Origin of the sequence: Sphingobium sp. B8D3B (assembly GCF_025961875.1) — a bacterium.
Classification (GTDB): Bacteria; Pseudomonadota; Alphaproteobacteria; order Sphingomonadales; family Sphingomonadaceae; genus Sphingobium.
Genome location: NZ_JAOQON010000001.1, coordinates 1,937,223 through 1,953,578 on the forward strand (window position 1 = coordinate 1,937,223; position 16,356 = coordinate 1,953,578).

A 16,356-nucleotide genomic window follows, 5' to 3' on the forward strand; every position below is an offset into this window, starting at 1 on the left:
CATTGTTCGAACCTTCCGATAAGGACGCCGCCGCGCCGGCGCCGCACCGCAATGATGCCGAGCGCACCCGCCTCGGCATCATTTTGCCGCGCTTTGGCGGATTGGGCCGAGACGCGGCCTTGCGTCAGGCGCAGAGCGAGCAATCGGGTGACTGGATGCTTCGGCACCGCGATTAGGCAGCGGGCGGCTGTTCCGTCTGCCTGCTCTCCAACCAGTAGCGCAGCATGTGATGGGCGACCGCGATGGGGGACGGCGGCAGGAACCTAGCGCCCTCCTCCCCGGCCAGAGCGGCGCGGACCTCATCGACGCTCACCCAGATGGCCTCGGCGATTTCCTCCTCATCCAGCGTCAACGCGTCATCATTGGCCTGCGCGATGCAGGCGACCATGAGCTGGGAGGGGAACGGCCAGGGCTGACTGAACAGATAGTCGACCTGCCCGGTGCGCACGCCGCATTCTTCCCACAGCTCCCGCCGCACCGCTTCCTCGATGGTTTCGCCCGGCTCGACAAAGCCGGCCAGTGCGGAAAAGCGGCCGGCAGGAAAGCGCGGATTGCGCCCGATGAGCACCTTGCCGCGATATTCCGCCAGCATGATGACCACCGGATCGGTGCGCGGGAAATGCTCCGCGCTGCACCGGCTGCACTGGCGCGCCCATCCGGCCTTGATCGGATGGGTATCGCCGCCGCAGCGTGCGCAGAAACGGTGGCGGTCGTGCCAGTCCACCAGGCTGCGCGCCGCCGCATAATGCGCGGCTTCGGCCATGGTGAGCTGCGGGATGATGTCCCACACTTTCGCGGGAAAGCTCGGGGGCTCGACGCTGTGCTCGACGAGCAGCGACACAAAGACCGGCGTGCCGTCCTCGCGCAGCCCGAGCAGGGCGTGGTCGGCCAGCACAGCGCCGGGCGGCACCGGCTCGCTGGCGAGCGTGCCGTCCGGCTCGATCATTGGGTCCAGCCCATCGAGTTGCACGATGCGCGCGCGCGGATCGGCCCAGGCGCCGGCCAGCCGGTCGGGGTGCACGCGCAGTTGATCGGCGCGGTCGAGCGTGCCGCCGGTGAAGGTGATTGCCTGCCGCGCGGGCAGATCAGGCCGGGTCATGATGCGCATTCTCCTGCTCTCTGGCGTCCAGTGCCGCTTGCGCCGCCCGGGCAAAGACGGTGGGCAGCCCCGCATCGGCCAGCGTGTCGAGGGGCCACAATTGGCCCGGCCCCAAGGCGCTGGCAAGCGCGGCGGGGTCGGCCTCATGCTCGATCCGCAGCATGGCCACGCGCAGGTCGAGCGCGAAATGGGTGAACACATGGCGCACCGGCTGGTTGAGCACGCGCCACCCGCCCGCCAGAGGCGCATGCGGCAGAGCCTCTGGCGCTTCGCTCCAGTCGCTGGTCGGCAGCGCCAGCATTCCGCCGAGCAGGCCCTTGTCCGGCCGCCGGACCAGCCACACCGCATCGCCGGCCTCCACCCACCAAGCGGTGCCGCTGCGCGTCGGGCGCGCCTTCTTCGCCGCCTTGAGCGGATAGCGGGCCGGATCGCCCGTCGCCCGCGCGGCACAAAGCTCCGAGAGCGGACAGGCGAGGCAGGCGGGATTGCGCGGGGTGCAGACCGTCGCGCCCAGATCCATCATGGCCTGCGCGAAATCGCCGGCATGATCCTGTGGCGTGATGCGGTCGGCCAGCGCGCGCAGGATCGGCTTTGCGGCCGGCAGAGCCGTCTCCACCGCGAACAGCCGGCTCACCACGCGCTCGACATTGCCATCCACCACGACGGCGCGCTGCTCGAAGGCAATGGCAGCGACGGCCGCCGCCGTATAGGCGCCGACTCCCGGCAGCGCACGCAATCCCGCTTCGTCCGAGGGGAAACGCCCGCCCAGCGCCCCTGCGACATATCTCGCGCAGGCCAGCAGATTGCGGGCGCGGGCATAATAGCCGAGACCTGCCCAGGCGGCCATCAGATCGCCATCCTCGGCAGCCGCCAGCGCCTCGACCGTGGGCCAACGCGCCAGAAAGCGCTCATAATAAGGCGCGACAGCCGCCACCGTCGTTTGCTGGAGCATGATTTCCGAGAGCCAGACGCGGTAGGGGGCCGGCGGGGGCGCACCGGGCGGGCTGCGCCAGGGCAGCGAGCGGGCATGGCGGCGATAATGCGCCAGCAACGCCGGCGCGACCGCTTCTTCCATCCCCCGCGTTGCGATTAATCCATCGACGGCCATGGCGTGCCTATGGCATGGACGCAGCCATGACAGAAGCCACCCCAGATGCGCAGGCGCCCACAAAGGCCAGCCGGGCCAAACGCCCGGCCGCGCGCAAGGCCAATGGGGCCGGCAAGGCCGAGATGCCGCCGCACGAACGCCCGCGAATCAACGCGCCCCGCGCGATTTCCGATCTCATGCCGGACATTGGCCGAGCCGCCTTCCGCAAGTTCGGCTTCATCCAGTCGAGCATCGTCACGCGCTGGGCCGAGATTGTCGGAAAGCGCTATGCGGAACTGACCAGCCCCGACTCGATCCGCTTCCCCACCGGCAAGCGCTCGGGGGGGACGCTGCAGCTGACGGTCGCCAGCGGCCATGCGCCGATGGTCCAGCATATCGTGCCGGAGATCATCGAGCGGGTGAACCGCTTCTTCGGCTATGAGGCCGTCTCCCGCGTCGCCATCAAGCAGGGCCAGGTCATCCCGCGTGAGCCGGTGCATCGCCCGCCGCCCACGATGCTGCGCCCGATCCCCCAGGAGCTGGGCGAGGGTCTGCGCGAAGTGAGCGACCCGGAATTGCGCACCGTGCTCGAATCGATGGCGCGCAGCTTCTCCAGCCCTGTGCGCCCACCCAAGATCAGCTAAGCCAAATCTCCATCACGGGACCATGCCCATGACCGTCATCTCGCCAGCTTCGTCCGTCTCCCGACAGATTGCCGCACTGGGTGCCCTGTGCCTTGCGGCGCTGACGCTTGCCCTCGCCCTGCTGCTGCCGGCCCCGGCCAGTGCGCAGCGCAGCGCGGCGCGCGACTGGAGCCAGACGGTGACGCTGGGTGCGAACGGCGCCTTCGTGGTCGGCAATCCGGCTGCGCCCACCAAGCTGGTCGAATATCTGAGCTACACCTGCTCGCATTGCGCGGATTTTCAGGCGACCGGAACGCCCGCGCTCAAGGCCCAGTGGATCCGGCGCGGCCTCGTCTCGCTGGAGCTGCGCAATTTCGTGCGCGATCCCTTCGACCTGACGGCGGCGCTGCTCGCGCGCTGCGGCGGCGCGACGCGGTTCGTTGGCAATCATGAAGCGATGTTCGCCGATTATCAGGCCTGGATGACCCGCGCGCAGAGCTTTGCCCAGGCGCAGGAAGGCAAGCCGCCGGCCGCCAATCGCGCCGCGCAGCTGACCGCCATTGCCGAGGGCACCGGCCTTGGCCCGCTCCTCGCCAGGCGCGGCCTGACGTCAGCGGCGCAGGGCAAATGCCTGGCCGACGAGGCGATGCTCAAGACGGTGCTCGGGCTGACCTCCAGCGCCGGCACGATCAAGGAATTCACCGGCACGCCCTTCTTCCTGCTCAACGGCAAACCGCTGGAGAATGTGCATACGTGGGACGCGCTGCGCCCCCTGCTGCCGCCATTGCCCGCGTCCGGCAAGTGAGCTAGACCGGCCCGCACAGCCACTTTCCGTCCCCCCGATCGATGAGGCCCATCCGTCCCATGAAACGCCTTGCTACCGCCCCGCTCGCCCTCGCTCTGCTGGCTCTCGCCGCCTGCGGCTCTCAGGACAGCAACTCGAGCGCGCCCATCGGCAAGGTGGAGGGTAAGGCCGCCCCGGCGGGAACAACATGGGCGCAGCAGGTCGTCGCGACGCCCGAGGGCGGCATCCGCATGGGCAACCCGGATGCGCCGATCAAGATCATCGAGTTCGCATCCAACACCTGCCCGCACTGCGCGCACTTCTCCGAGGAATCCAAGGATGTGCTCGAGCGCGATTATGTGAACACGGGCAAGGTGAGCTTCGAGTTCCGCAACTTCGTGATGAACCCGCTGGACATCAGCATGGCGATGCTGGCCCGCTGCACCGGGCCGGAAGCCTTCTTCCCGCTGACCCACCAGTTCTTCACCAATCAGCAGGCGATCATCGAGAAGCTCCAGTCCGCCGGCGAGGATGCGTATAAGAACGCGATGTCGGCCGCGCCGGATCAGCGCTTCCAGCGCATGGCCGAGGCTGCCGGGCTGATCGAGTTCGCCATGGAGCGCGGTGTGCCAGAGGCCAAGGCCCGCCAGTGCCTGGCCGACCCGAAGACCGCCGAAACGCTCGCCGCGAATGTGGAGCGCGACACGGCGCAATATTCCATCACCGGCACGCCCAGCTTCATCATGAACGGCAGCAAGCTCGACAATGTGTCGACCTGGCCGCAGCTCGTCGAGCAGCTGAAGAACGCAGGCGCCTGATTGGCGAGGCTGGGGGGCCATAGCATCGGAGGGGGCGTCGGACGGGGCACCGCCTCGCAGGCTGGGTCAGTCCGGCTGGGCCGCCCTGCCTGCTAAGCCATGCAGATTCGCCGCCTCAAGCTGACCGGCTTCAAGAGCTTCGTCGAGCCGACCGAGTTGCGGATCGAGCCGGGGCTGACCGGCATTGTCGGGCCGAATGGCTGTGGCAAATCCAATCTGCTGGAGGCGATCCGCTGGGTGATGGGCGAATCCAGCCCCAAGTCCATGCGCGGCGGCGGTATGGACGATGTGATCTTCGCCGGCACCGCCACTCGCCCGGCCCGCGACTTTGCGGAAGTCGGCCTGTTCGCCAGCGTGCCGCCGGGCACCGTGCTGCCGGCGATCGACATGGGCAGCGATGGCGAGCTGGAAGTCATGCGGCGCATCGAGCGCGGCGCGGGCAGCGCCTATCGCGCCAACGGGCGGGACGTGCGCGCCAAGGATGTCGCATTGCTCTTCGCCGATGCCGCCACCGGGCCGCACAGTCCGGCGCTGGTCAGCCAGGGCAAGATCGCCGCGGTCATCGCCGCCAAGCCCGCCGAGCGCCGCGCGATGCTGGAAGAAGCGGCGGGCATCGCCGGCCTGCATGTGCGCCGCAAGGATGCCGAGCAGAAATTGCGCGCGAGCGCGGCCAATCTCGCCCGGCTGGATGAAATTCTCGCCGAGATGGACGTGCGCGCCAATGCGCTCCGTCGACAAGCGCGAGCCGCCGAGCGCTACACGGAATTGAGCGAAAAGATCGTGCTGGCCGAGGGACGCGTGTTCTTCGCCCGTCACCGCGAGGCCGCGACCGAAGCCGACCGCGCCGCGCAGGATGCCGAGAAGGCCGAGGCTCTGGTGCGGGTGGCGCAGGAGGCGCAGCTGGGCGCCGCCGCTCATCAGCAGGCCGCCATCGAGACACTGGCACGCGCGCGCACGGCCGCCAACGAGGCCCGGGAGGCCGCGACCGAGGCCCGTTTCGCGCTGGAGCGGCTGACAGGCGAACGCGATACCCTGCTGCGCCGGATCGCCGAGCTGGAAAGCCAGCTCGCCCGCGTGAGCGAAGATCAGCAGCGCGAGGGCGCGCTTGCCGCCGATGCCGCCAATGCCATCGAGGCGCTGCAGGCCGAGGATGCGACGCTTGCCGAGCGGATCAAGGCGGCCAAGACGACACTGCCGGCCTTCGTCACGCGCCTCGCGGAGGCCGAGACGGCCAGCCGCGATGCCGAGGTGGCGCTGGCGCAGGCCATGGCGCGACTGGCCGGTGAGCAGGCCGAGCGCCGGGTTGCCGAGGCTGGGCTGAATGCCGCGCGGCAGAAGCTCGCCCGCGCCCGCAGCGAGGCCGAGCGGATCGCCTCGGCCCTCACCGCCCTGCCCGATGCCGCGCCGCTCGCCACCCGCCAGCGCGCGGCCGAGCAAGCCAAGGCCGATGCCCTCACCGGGCGCACCGATGCCGAGGCGCGCATCGCCGCCGCTGCGCAGGCGCGCGAGACGCATACCCAGGCCGTCGCCGAGCAACAGCGCGCGCTTGCCGCCGCCCGCGCCACCGTCGCCGCGCTGGACAGCGAAGCCAAGGCACTGGCCCGCGGGCTGGAGACGCAGGGCAGCGGTGATCGCGCCATCGATGCCCTGCGCGTCGACCCCGGCTATGAGCACGCGCTCGCCGCCGCGCTGGGCGATGATCTGCAGGCCGCGCTCGGGGCGCAAGGGCTGGCCCGCTGGAGCGGCGCCGCTATCGATGCGCGCGATCCCGCTTTGCCGGATGGATGCGATGCCCTCGCCTCCCATGTGCGCGCGCCCGAGGCGCTTGCCCGCCGTCTCGCCCAGATCGCCGTGGTCGAGCAGGATGACGGCCAGCCGCTTGCGGTCGGCCAGCGCCTTGTCACGCGCGACGGGCAATTGCGGCGCTGGGATGGGTTCGTGGCGCAGGAGGGCGGCGGCGCGGCAGCCGAGCGGCTGATCCGCATTAACCGCCTCGCCGCCATCGAGGAGGAGCGGCCCGCCATCGCCGCCACCGTGAGCGCCGCCGAGCAGGCCTTGGCCGCAGCCGAAGCATCGCTGCGCGAGTCCGGCACCGACGAGCGCACGGGCCGCGAGGCAATGAGCGCTGCCGACACGGCCCTGCGCGGGGCGGAGCGCACGCTCGGCGAAGTCGCGACCGCATTGGAGCGCCTTGCCGGACAACGGGCGGACCTCGACCGGCGCCACCAGGAAGCCTCTGCCGATCTCACCACCGCCGAGCGCGAGCTGGAGAGCGCGCAGGCCGCCCATGATGCGCTCCCTGCTGGCGACGACACCGCCGCGCGTGTCGATCTGCTCAAGTCCGGCGCGGAACGGTGCCGGGCCGCAATCGGCCAGGTGCAGGCCGAGCGGGCCATGGCCGAGCGGGCACTGGCCGCCGATGAGGAGCGCGTGAAGGCGATCCGCAGCGACGTGGCGGGCTGGAAAGCGCGCGCTGGCGATGCCGTGCGCCGCGTCGCCGAGATGAAGACCCGCGCCGAAGCGCAGGCGACCGAACTGGACGGACTGCGCGATCGGCCTGCAGCGCTGGCGACGGAACTCGATGCCCTGACGCAGGCCGCTCGCGACCATCAGGCCGCCGTCGACCGCAGCCGCAGCGAAGAAGCCGCCGCCGAGGCCACATTGGCCGCCGCCGAGAAATCCCTCGCCAATGCCAATGAAGCCCTCTCCACCGCCCGTGAGGCGCGGGCCGGAGCGCAGGCGCGCGCCGAACATGCCGTCGCGCGCCGCCGCGAAATCGGCCAGGCCTGCGGCGAGCGCTTCTCCTGCCCGCCGCCCGTGCTGCCGAGCAAACTCGGCTTCGCGAGCGAGGAGGTCGTCACCGCATCCGAAGAGCAGGCCCGCTATGACAAGCTGGTGCTGGACCGCGAGCGGATCGGCCCAGTCAATCTCGTCGCCGCCTCGGAACTGGCCGAGCTGGAGGAGACGCAGACCAGAAGTCGCGCCGAAAGCGAGGAACTGACCACCGCGATCAACCAGCTGCGCGGCTCCATCGGCCATCTCAATCGCGAAGGGCGGCAACGGCTGCTCGCGGCCTTCGAGGCTGTGAATGGCCATTTCCAGCGTCTGTTCAGCACGCTCTTCCAGGGCGGCAGCGCGCATCTGGAACTGATCGAGAGCGATGATCCGCTGGAGGCCGGGCTTGAAATCCTCGCGCAGCCGCCAGGCAAGCGGCTGACGACGCTTACCCTGCTTTCCGGCGGCGAACAGGCACTCACCGCAGTGGCGCTTATTTTCGGACTCTTTCTAACCAATCCGGCACCGATTTGCGTGCTCGATGAGGTCGATGCGCCGCTGGATGACGCCAATATCGAGCGCTTCTGCGGACTGTTGGAGCGGATGGTGCAGGATACCGCGACCCGCTATCTGATCGTCACGCACAACGCTGTTACCATGAGCCGGATGCACCGGCTGTTCGGGGTTACGATGATCGAGCAGGGTGTGAGCCGGCTGGTGTCGGTGGACTTGCAGGCGGCTGAGGATTTGCTGGCGGCGGAGTGAACGACGCCGATGGCGCCGCATAAGAGTAGGGCCGCCCTACCCCGCTTCGTCACGCCGGACTTGATCCGGGGTTAAGCTTCTTGTGATGCGTTGGATGGGGACTACCGGAACGGGCTTGCGCTCTTAAGTGCAGAAGGTAGCGGGACCCCGGATCAAGTCCGGGGTGACGAGGTTTTTGAATGCACCGTCAGGTCGCCTGAACCAGCGGCACGCCAGCCCTCAGTGCGGCTCCTTGCTCACATCCACCTTTTCCACCCATTCCGGGTAGAAGCTCGGCTCGCGGCTCGACCAGCCCGCAGCCGTGGCGGCGGCTTCGCTGATCGACTGGAGCAGCGCCCGCCGACGTTCGGGGTGGAGGTGCGGCAGGCTGGCCGCGGCGCAGAAGGCGCCGGGCAGCCAGGGGCGCGACCCTGCGCCGATGAGACGCTCGTAGAGGAAGCGATAGGCCGAGAAGCTGTTCAGCCGGTTCTGGCCAAGGTCGAAGGCGGAGACGGTGACCAGCGGCGCCATGAACGGCTCGACCTGATCCAGCCCGCTATCGTCGGGCACCCGCGCCTTGATCTCGTCCAGCCGGCCATAGAGCCGGCTCTGCGCCTTGATACTCGCTGCCTCGACAACGTCGCGGCCCCAGGTTTCCATGGGCGCGCCACGATGGAAAGCGACATCGAGAGAGCGGCGGATGTAACGCTGCGTTGCAGCCGGGAAGGAGGCGAACTCGCGCAGTTCCGCGAGGGTTACGGCCCCGTCAGTCGGCTTGGAATGCTGACCCAATGCTGCCTCCATCATCTACGTTTCGGAGACTATGCCCTGCCTGGTTACCGGCAGCTTAAGCCTCCGTTGTGCAACGTTCACATGGAATCAGATTATCTTGTGCGACGCAACAGGAATTTTCCTGAGCGGCATTCAGTTTGCCGAAAAATTCGGAAAGCCATTGTAATTCTTGGACTATCTTGTGGAGTATTGCCAAGAAAATCATGCTGCATCGCAACATGAAACGAAGAAGCTGGAGTCCGGTCGCGGCCCCCGCCAGCCACCGGCCTATGTTTCTTTGCCCTCGTTCCCCCGATAGTAGCCGCTTGGCGCCACAAGGCAAGCAGACCGGTGCGTGCGACAAATGCCCGCGGCTGCGGGAAAGCCCGCAAAGTGAGGATCAGGCCGCCGCGGCGCCCTTGGGCGAAATCGGGGGCGCAGTCCGGAACAGCTCGCCGAACGGATCGTCCTCGACCTCCGGTGCCGGCGCTTCCCGCACGGTGGCGCGGCGCATGTCGCGACGCTCGTTCCAGTCGAACTGGCCGCCCTTATGGAACACGGCGAGATTGTCCCAGATCACCATGTCGCCGACGGCATAGTCGACGCTGATGGCATATTGGTCCTGCGTCGCGAAGTTGTTGAGATAATCGATGAGTTCGCGGCTCTCTTCCCAGCCCCAGCCAACCACGCGATAGCAGTGCGCGCCTGCGTAGATCATCTTGCGACCCGAGCCCTTGTGGACATGCACCAGCTTGTGGACCGGGCGGTGACGCGCCTCGATATCCTCGCGGCTGATTTCGGCGCCGCCCTGCTTGCGCGACCACCAGAGGCTGTGCTCGCATTCCAGATTTTCGATCTTGTCCTTCACGTCCTGCGGCAGGTCGTCATAAGCCGAGCGTGCATCGGCAAACCAGGTCGGCCCGCCCGACGGCGGCACTTCCACGGCGCGGAGCATGGAATAGGACGTGCGCAGATCCATGAAGCTGCTGTCCGTGTGCCAGATCTGGTCGCCCTTGCGATAGGTCGTGGCGCCCGGATCCCAGTTGATCTCGCCCTGCGCATTGAGATTGCCGGCGTTGAACAGGAAGATGCGCGGGCGGCCCTCGCGGGGCGGCAGGCTCTCCAGATGGCCGAAATTGCGCGCGAAGGCGATCTGCCCCTCATCGTCCAGCCCGGTGTTCCGGTAGACGGTCACGCCCCAGCGATCCTGCTGAGCGATCAGCTCAGCGATCGTATCCGCGTCCAGCGGCTTGCTGATGTCCACGCCAGAAATCTCGGCGCCGAAACGGGGGGTGATGGGTGTGGCCGTGATCGTCATCAGTCTATCCTGCTCCTGAGGAGGCCGATAGTAGCACAATCATTAGCATGGTCAAGTATTCGCCACGCTTGGAATGCGCCCTGCTTCGCCAGCCTCGCGTCACGGCGATAGCGCCTCCCGCCTAGCTTTTCGAGGCTTTCATGCTGGCAAGAACCTCGCGCAGGGCGCTCAGCCCCGCCGGCTTGGGAAGCATCGGCCAATCCCTGGTGCCATCGCCCAGATAGCTGCTGTCCGGATAGCCGCTCATCACCACAAACGGGATTTTGCGGGCCTCCAGTTCCATCAGCACCGGCTCCGAGGTTTCGCCGCCCAGATTATAATCGACGATCGCGCCGGTGATATTGCCGCTTTCCAGAGCTGTAATCGCCTGGCTTACTGTGGCGACGGGATAGACCTCATCCGCCCCCAATTCGCGCAACGTCAACTCAAGGTCGAGCGCGATAAGCATTTCATCTTCAAGCAAAAGAACATTCAGCATCCCCGGTTCCTCGAACATTCAACGAGAGGCGCCGGCCTGCCCCTGTTACTGACCCTTTGCGGCCCGTTTACTATCATGAACGCGGCTCTGCGGTGCCTCTATGCGCGGTGAGTTGATGGATGTCTGTTCACTTTTGAACATAGACGGGAACTGCGGCGGGGGCTGATCGTTATGCATCGCATGCACGACATCGTCTCGCCCGGCATCGATCATAACAATCTGGTGGCAGCGCTGAACCCTGCCGATCTGGCCCTGATGGCCAAAGTGGCGCGTGTCGTGCGCCTGCCCACGGGCGCGACCCTGTACGACCCCGGCGATACCGTGGTGGCCGCTTATTTCCCGCTTGGCGATGCGGTCGCGACATTCCACGTCCTGATGGACGATGGCTCGTCGGTCGAGATCGCTATGGTCGGCCGTGAGGGCGCGGTTGGCGGCATTGTCAGCAGCGGGCGGCTCGCGGCCTATTCCCGCTCCTGCGTGATGCATGGCGGCTATTTCGCCCGGTTCGATTCTGCGACGCTGGAGACGCTGAAAGCGAGTTCTCCCGCTATTCGCGATCTGCTCAGCCGCTATGCGGACTGTCTGCTCGCCCAGATTTTTCAGTCGGTCGCGTGTAACGCCGTCCACAGCCTGGAGATGCGGGCGGCCAAATGGCTGACGGCCGCTGTCGATCGCACCGGCAACAATCAGGTGATGATGACGCAGGAGGAGTTCGGCTCCCTGCTCGGCATTGCGCGCAGCTATGCCAGCCGCCTGATCAAGAGCTTCAAGACCGACGGGCTCGTCCAGACCCGGCGCGGCTCGCTCGTCGTGCTGGATGCGGATCGGCTGCGTCAGCGCGCCTGTTCATGCAACGATATGGTGCGCACCCATTTCGATCACGTGCTGGCGGGCGTCTATCCAGACCCCGCCGAGCTTGAGCATCTGGTCCACGACGTCAGCCCCTAGCGTTTGCCCGGAGGTGACGCGCGGGAGATGGTCTCCTACTTTCTGGTCTTCGGCGGAAGCGGCGCGCATTTGGTCTTGTCGCCAGCCAGACAGGCCGCGACATCCGCTTCCCACTTCGCCCGCGCCTCAGCGGCCTGCGCCTGTTCGGCGGCGATCTCTGCATCCCGCGCCGCCAGCGCGTCGCGATAGGTCTGTTCACGCGCGGCCTGCTCGTCGGCAATGGCCTTCTTCTGCGCCTCGAAATCGCTCATCTGCTGCGCAGCCAGCTTTGCCTGCTCGGCATGGAGCACACGCCGCTCTTCCTGCTCCTGCGGCGTGTCCTGCGCCAGCGCGACGGTGGCCGAGACCATCATGGTGGCTCCAAGGGTCGCCAGTCGTGCGTAACGTGCCAGGGTCATGTCGTTCTCCGTCGTCTGTCGGGCCGGGCATTCCACGCCACGGCCTGCTGGTACAATGATTAAGATCAAGACTCGATGCACGCGCAATCGCGCGAATGTCCGTCGGGCCATCTCGCATCTGGCCTCGGGCGATCCTATCTGTGCCTCTGGCTGAACCTTGCCGCTGGATTCCCTTCAGGAACAGAGATAGAACACCGCCCATGAGCCTTACCCATATTTCGGTGCGCGGCGCGCGCGAGCATAATCTCAAGGGCATTGACGTGGATCTGCCGCGCGATGCGCTGGTCGTCATCACGGGCCTCTCCGGCAGCGGCAAGTCGAGCCTCGCCTTCGACACCATCTATGCCGAGGGGCAGCGGCGCTATGTGGAGTCTCTCTCCGCTTATGCGCGCCAGTTTCTGGAGATGATGCAGAAGCCGGATGTTGAGCATATCGACGGCCTCTCGCCGGCCATCTCGATCGAGCAGAAGACCACGAGCCGCAACCCGCGCTCCACGGTCGCGACCGTGACCGAGATCTACGACTATATGCGCCTACTGTGGGCGCGCGTGGGCGTGCCTTACTCCCCCGCCACCGGCCTACCGATCAGCGCGCAGACGGTCAGCCAGATGGTCGACCGCGTACTGGCGCTGCCGGAGGGGACGCGGGTCTATCTGCTCGCCCCGGTCGTGCGGGGCCGCAAGGGCGAGTATCGCAAGGAACTGGCCGAATGGCAGCGGGCCGGCTTCACCCGCGTGCGCATCGATGGCGAATTCTACCCCATCGAGGAAGCCCCCGCGCTCGACAAGAAGTACAAGCACGACATCGAGGTGGTGGTGGACCGCGTAGTGGTCCGCGAGGATATGGCGCAGCGGCTGGCCGAGAGCTTCGAGACGGCGCTCAAGCTGGCTGAGGGGCTGGCTTATGTGGATTTGGCTGAGGGGACAGTGGCGTCTCTCCTTAACCCCTCCCTTTCAAGGGAGGGGCAAGGGGTGGGTGATGGCGGCTCAATGCCGTCATCGGAAGTCACGGGCGCGACGCAGCAGCCCCACCCCAACCCCTCCCCTGAAGGGGAGGGGCTGAAAAAAGGCATGAAAAACGCCGGCATTCCGGCCAACCGCATCATCTTCAGCGAAAAATTCGCATGCCCGGTCAGCGGCTTCACCATTCAGGAGATCGAGCCGCGCCTGTTCTCGTTCAACGCGCCGCAGGGCGCCTGCCCGGCCTGCGACGGCCTTGGCGAGAAGCTGGAGTTCGACGAGCAGCTCGTCGTCCCCAATGAGGCGCTGACGCTCAAAAAGGGCGCGATCGTGCCCTGGGCCAAGTCCAATCCGCCGAGCCCTTATTACATGCAGGTGCTCGCCTCCCTCGCCAAGGCCTTCGGCTTCAGCCTGGAGACGCCGTGGAGCGAACTGCCGGGCGAGGTGCGCCTCATCATCCTGCACGGCACGGGCGGCAAGCCGGTCACCCTCACCTTCCAGGATGGGCGCAAGAGCTACAGCGTCTCCAAACCGTTCGAGGGCGTGATCGGCAATCTCAACCGCCGGATGCTGCAGACGGACAGCGCCTGGATGCGCGAGGAGCTGGGCAAGTTCCAGACCGCGCAGCCCTGCGAAACCTGCGGCGGCGCGCGCCTAAAGCCCGAGGCGCTGGCCGTGAAGGTCGCGATGCAGGACATCGCCACCCCGACCCGCATGAGCGTGGTGGATGCGCTGGCCTGGTTCACCGCCCTGCCCCAGCATCTGACCGACCAGCAGAACCAGATCGCCAAGGCCATCCTCAAGGAGATCATCGAGCGGCTCGGCTTCCTCAACAATGTCGGCCTCGATTACCTGAATCTCGATCGCACCAGCGGCACGCTCTCGGGTGGCGAGAGCCAGCGCATCCGCCTCGCCAGCCAGATCGGCTCGGGCCTCTCCGGCGTGCTCTATGTGCTGGATGAGCCGAGCATCGGCCTCCACCAGCGCGACAACGACATGCTGCTCGTGACGCTCAAGCGCCTGCGCGATCTCGGCAACACCGTCATCGTCGTGGAGCATGATGAGGACGCGATCCGCGCGGCCGACCATATCGTGGACATGGGGCCGGGCGCCGGCGTGCATGGCGGCGAGATCGTCGCGCAGGGCACGCTGGCCGATGTGCTGGCGACGCAGGGCTCGCTCACCGCCGATTATCTCAACGGCACGCGGGAAATCCCCGTCGCCGCCAAGCGCCGCAAGGGCAGCGGCAAGAAGCTGACCGTGAAGAATGCCCGCGCGAACAATCTCAAGGGCGTCAGCGCGTCCATCCCGCTCGGCACCTTCACCTGCATCACCGGCGTCTCCGGCTCGGGCAAGTCCAGCTTCACCATCGACACGCTCTATGCCGCCAGCGCCCGCGCGCTGAATGGCGCCCGCGTCATCGCCGGCGCGCATGACAAGATCGAGGGGCTGGAGCATCTCGACAAGGTGATCGACATCGATCAGTCGCCCATCGGCCGCACCCCGCGCTCAAACCCGGCGACCTATACCGGCGCCTTCACCAACATCCGCGACTGGTTCGCCGGCCTGCCCGAGAGCCAGGCGCGCGGCTACAAGCCCGGCCGCTTCTCCTTCAACGTGAAGGGCGGCCGCTGCGAGGCCTGCCAGGGCGATGGCGTCATTAAGATCGAGATGCACTTCCTGCCGGACGTCTACGTCACCTGCGAGGAATGCCACGGCAAGCGCTACAATCGCGAGACGCTGGAGGTGAAGTTCAAGGGCCACAGCATCGCCGACGTGCTGGACATGACGGTGGAAGACGCCGTCGAGTTCTTCAAGGCCGTGCCGCCGATCCGGGACCGCATGGCCATGCTCGCGGAAGTGGGCCTGGGCTATGTGAAGGTCGGCCAGCAGGCGACGACGCTCTCAGGCGGCGAGGCCCAGCGCGTGAAGCTCGCCAAGGAGTTGAGCCGCCGCGCCACCGGCAACACGCTCTACATCCTCGATGAGCCCACCACCGGGCTGCACTTCGAGGATGTGCGCAAACTGCTCGAAGTGCTCCACGCGCTGGTCGAACAGGGCAACAGCGTGGTGGTGATCGAGCACAATCTCGATGTCATCAAGACCGCCGACTGGATCATCGACCTGGGGCCGGAAGGCGGCGTGAAAGGCGGCGAGATCGTCGCGACCGGCACGCCCGAGCAGGTGGTGAAGGAGAAGCGGAGTTATACGGGGCGGTATCTGGCGCCATTGCTGGGGAAGAAGGCGGTGAGTGAGGCGGCGGAGTAACCCCCTCGCCTATCGGGGCCGCCGCGCGGCGTATGAGCTTGAGGGCAACCCATGGGGGATGTAGCGCAGTGGATCTTGACCAATGCATTTTCTGTAGCTACATAAATCCGTGAAGATCAGCTTCGATCCGGCAAAGCGCGATAAAACGCTCGCCGAACGCGGCCTCGACTTTGCTGATGCCGGCCAAGTCTTCGCTGGACCGACGTTCACGCTGCCCGATCTGCGCCAGGACTATGGCGAGGATCGCTTTCAGACCTACGGGCTGCTTGATGATCGCCTGGTGATGCTGGTCTGGACGCAGCGCGGCGAGGGCCGGCACGTGATATCGATGAGGAGGTGCAATGAGCGAGAGCAAAACAGGTTCGCAGAGCAATTGGGTAGACCCTGACGACGCGCCCGAATGGACGCAGGATCAGTGGGACCGCGCCGAAATCCGCATCGGCGAAAAACTCATCCGTCGCGGCCGCCCCGCCGGCTCAACCAAACGCCTCGTCTCCCTGCGCCTCGACGAAGCCGTCATCGACCGCTTCCGCGCCGATGGGCCGGGCTGGCAGTCGCGGATCAATGAGGCACTGCGGAAGGCTGCAGGGTTGTAAAGTGAACCTTCGCATAAGTTGTGAACGATACGCCCTGCCATGCCGGCGGGATCTGGTTTCAGGTTTCTCGTAAGAAGGACTGAGAGCCCAATCACCGCTTAACTACTCTGGACTATTAGGCTCAGGAGGATCGAAAAGCCCTCTTTGCTTTGACTTAGGTGGATTTTTAGTCTTACTAGCACGCAAGGCGTCTGCACGTTCCTTGGCTGCCATAAATGTAGTCACGTATTGCGCAATCATTCGATCATCAAGCTTTGAGAGATCGGATTGATAGATTGGTTGCGCTACGACTTCATCATCGTCACCTGATAGATCGATCAAATCTATCACTGCCTCTCGCCAATCACCTTTACAGAAAGCTTGGCGACCAAGACTGGCATAAAATGCCATTCCACTTTCCGGTAGAGGCTTCTTTCTGGGTTGCAACAGTGGAATCACTGCATTCCCATCCCGCACGTACCAGCAGACACCCTTTACCTTGATGAATATGTTGGGGCCCCATTCAATATCATTGACTGTTTTTAACTTTGCATCAGGAAAATCAACAAATCGACGCGTTTCGACTGGGTTCTGCTGTCCCAGCCGAAATAAAGCCATCACGCAAGCTTCCACCCGTGGATGAGTCCCGGGGAAGACAATGTTTGAAGACTCGGGCCTGATAACCCCTCTGAGTGCAACAGGGAGTGCTTC

The 16,356-nt window shown here is 66.0% G+C and carries 16 protein-coding genes; 9 read left to right on the forward strand and 7 right to left on the reverse strand.

From position 1 onward, the window contains the following. Positions 1-2 precede the first annotated feature (2 nt). The gene (locus tag M2343_RS09095; RefSeq protein ID WP_264603878.1) at positions 3-176 is read left to right on the forward strand and encodes a hypothetical protein; all 174 of its coding nucleotides are present in this window, start codon (positions 3-5) and stop codon (positions 174-176) included. On the opposite strand, the gene nudC is transcribed toward M2343_RS09095, so the two are convergent. Continuing rightward, the gene (gene nudC, locus M2343_RS09100) at positions 173-1,099 is read right to left on the reverse strand and encodes an NAD(+) diphosphatase (RefSeq protein WP_264576401.1); all 927 of its coding nucleotides are present in this window, start codon (positions 1,097-1,099) and stop codon (positions 173-175) included. The two genes, M2343_RS09095 and nudC, sit on opposite strands and share 4 nt — an antisense overlap. Beyond that, positions 1,086-2,207 (reverse strand): A/G-specific adenine glycosylase, encoded by a 1,122-nt coding sequence (mutY, locus tag M2343_RS09105; RefSeq protein WP_264603879.1) that lies wholly within the window; start codon positions 2,205-2,207, stop codon positions 1,086-1,088. The genes nudC and mutY overlap by 14 nt, the downstream gene beginning before the upstream one ends. 26 nt (positions 2,208-2,233) lie before the next feature. Here mutY and M2343_RS09110 point away from each other — a divergent pair, with 26 nt between their 5' ends. From M2343_RS09110 to smc, 4 genes are all read left to right on the forward strand, one after another. Then, the gene (locus tag M2343_RS09110; RefSeq protein WP_413716013.1) at positions 2,234-2,830 is read left to right on the forward strand and encodes a DUF721 domain-containing protein; all 597 of its coding nucleotides are present in this window, start codon (positions 2,234-2,236) and stop codon (positions 2,828-2,830) included. 28 nt (positions 2,831-2,858) lie between these two features. Continuing rightward, entirely contained in the window at positions 2,859-3,614 is a 756-nt protein-coding gene (locus M2343_RS09115; protein WP_264576403.1) for a DsbA family protein, read from the forward strand. Between the two features lie 59 nt (positions 3,615-3,673). Further along, positions 3,674-4,411, forward strand: coding sequence for a DsbA family protein (locus M2343_RS09120; RefSeq protein WP_264569618.1), 738 nt, complete (start codon positions 3,674-3,676; stop codon positions 4,409-4,411). A gap of 99 nt (positions 4,412-4,510) precedes the next feature. Beyond that, complete coding sequence (smc, locus tag M2343_RS09125) at positions 4,511-7,951, forward strand: chromosome segregation protein SMC (protein ID WP_264576404.1); 3,441 nt, start codon at positions 4,511-4,513, stop codon at positions 7,949-7,951. A gap of 219 nt (positions 7,952-8,170) precedes the next feature. Here smc and M2343_RS09130 read toward each other — a convergent pair whose 3' ends face one another. From M2343_RS09130 to M2343_RS09140, 3 genes are all read right to left on the reverse strand, one after another. Beyond that, on the reverse strand, positions 8,171-8,722 hold the full coding sequence (locus M2343_RS09130) for a hypothetical protein (protein ID WP_181558892.1): 552 nt from the start codon (positions 8,720-8,722) through the stop codon (positions 8,171-8,173). Positions 8,723-9,101: 379 nt separating this feature from the next. Next, positions 9,102-10,019 carry a TauD/TfdA dioxygenase family protein gene (locus tag M2343_RS09135; RefSeq protein ID WP_181558891.1) on the reverse strand — a complete coding sequence of 306 codons (918 nt, stop codon included), beginning with the start codon at positions 10,017-10,019 and terminating at the stop codon, positions 9,102-9,104. Between the two features lie 121 nt (positions 10,020-10,140). Next, positions 10,141-10,515, reverse strand: a complete 375-nt coding sequence (locus M2343_RS09140) for a hypothetical protein (protein WP_264569615.1) — start codon at positions 10,513-10,515, stop codon at positions 10,141-10,143. Between the two features lie 153 nt (positions 10,516-10,668). Between M2343_RS09140 and M2343_RS09145 the strand changes: the two genes are divergently transcribed. Next, positions 10,669-11,445 carry a Crp/Fnr family transcriptional regulator gene (locus tag M2343_RS09145; protein ID WP_264569614.1) on the forward strand — a complete coding sequence of 259 codons (777 nt, stop codon included), beginning with the start codon at positions 10,669-10,671 and terminating at the stop codon, positions 11,443-11,445. 35 nt (positions 11,446-11,480) lie between these two features. Here M2343_RS09145 and M2343_RS09150 read toward each other — a convergent pair whose 3' ends face one another. Further along, on the reverse strand, positions 11,481-11,843 hold the full coding sequence (locus tag M2343_RS09150) for a hypothetical protein (protein WP_264576405.1): 363 nt from the start codon (positions 11,841-11,843) through the stop codon (positions 11,481-11,483). Positions 11,844-12,043: 200 nt separating this feature from the next. Here M2343_RS09150 and uvrA point away from each other — a divergent pair, with 200 nt between their 5' ends. From uvrA to M2343_RS09165, 3 genes are all read left to right on the forward strand, one after another. Further along, complete coding sequence (gene uvrA / locus M2343_RS09155; protein ID WP_264576406.1) at positions 12,044-15,070, forward strand: excinuclease ABC subunit UvrA; 3,027 nt, start codon at positions 12,044-12,046, stop codon at positions 15,068-15,070. A 109-nt stretch (positions 15,071-15,179) separates the two neighbouring features. Beyond that, a complete protein-coding gene (locus M2343_RS09160) occupies positions 15,180-15,458 on the forward strand; it encodes a BrnT family toxin (protein WP_264576407.1) in 279 nt (92 codons plus the stop codon). After that, on the forward strand, positions 15,412-15,666 hold the full coding sequence (locus tag M2343_RS09165) for a BrnA antitoxin family protein (protein WP_264576408.1): 255 nt from the start codon (positions 15,412-15,414) through the stop codon (positions 15,664-15,666). The genes M2343_RS09160 and M2343_RS09165 overlap by 47 nt, the downstream gene beginning before the upstream one ends. Before the next feature lie 102 nt (positions 15,667-15,768). Here M2343_RS09165 and M2343_RS09170 read toward each other — a convergent pair whose 3' ends face one another. Next, the gene (locus M2343_RS09170) at positions 15,769-16,266 is read right to left on the reverse strand and encodes a hypothetical protein (protein WP_264586698.1); all 498 of its coding nucleotides are present in this window, start codon (positions 16,264-16,266) and stop codon (positions 15,769-15,771) included. Between the last annotated feature and the right edge of the window lie 90 nt (positions 16,267-16,356).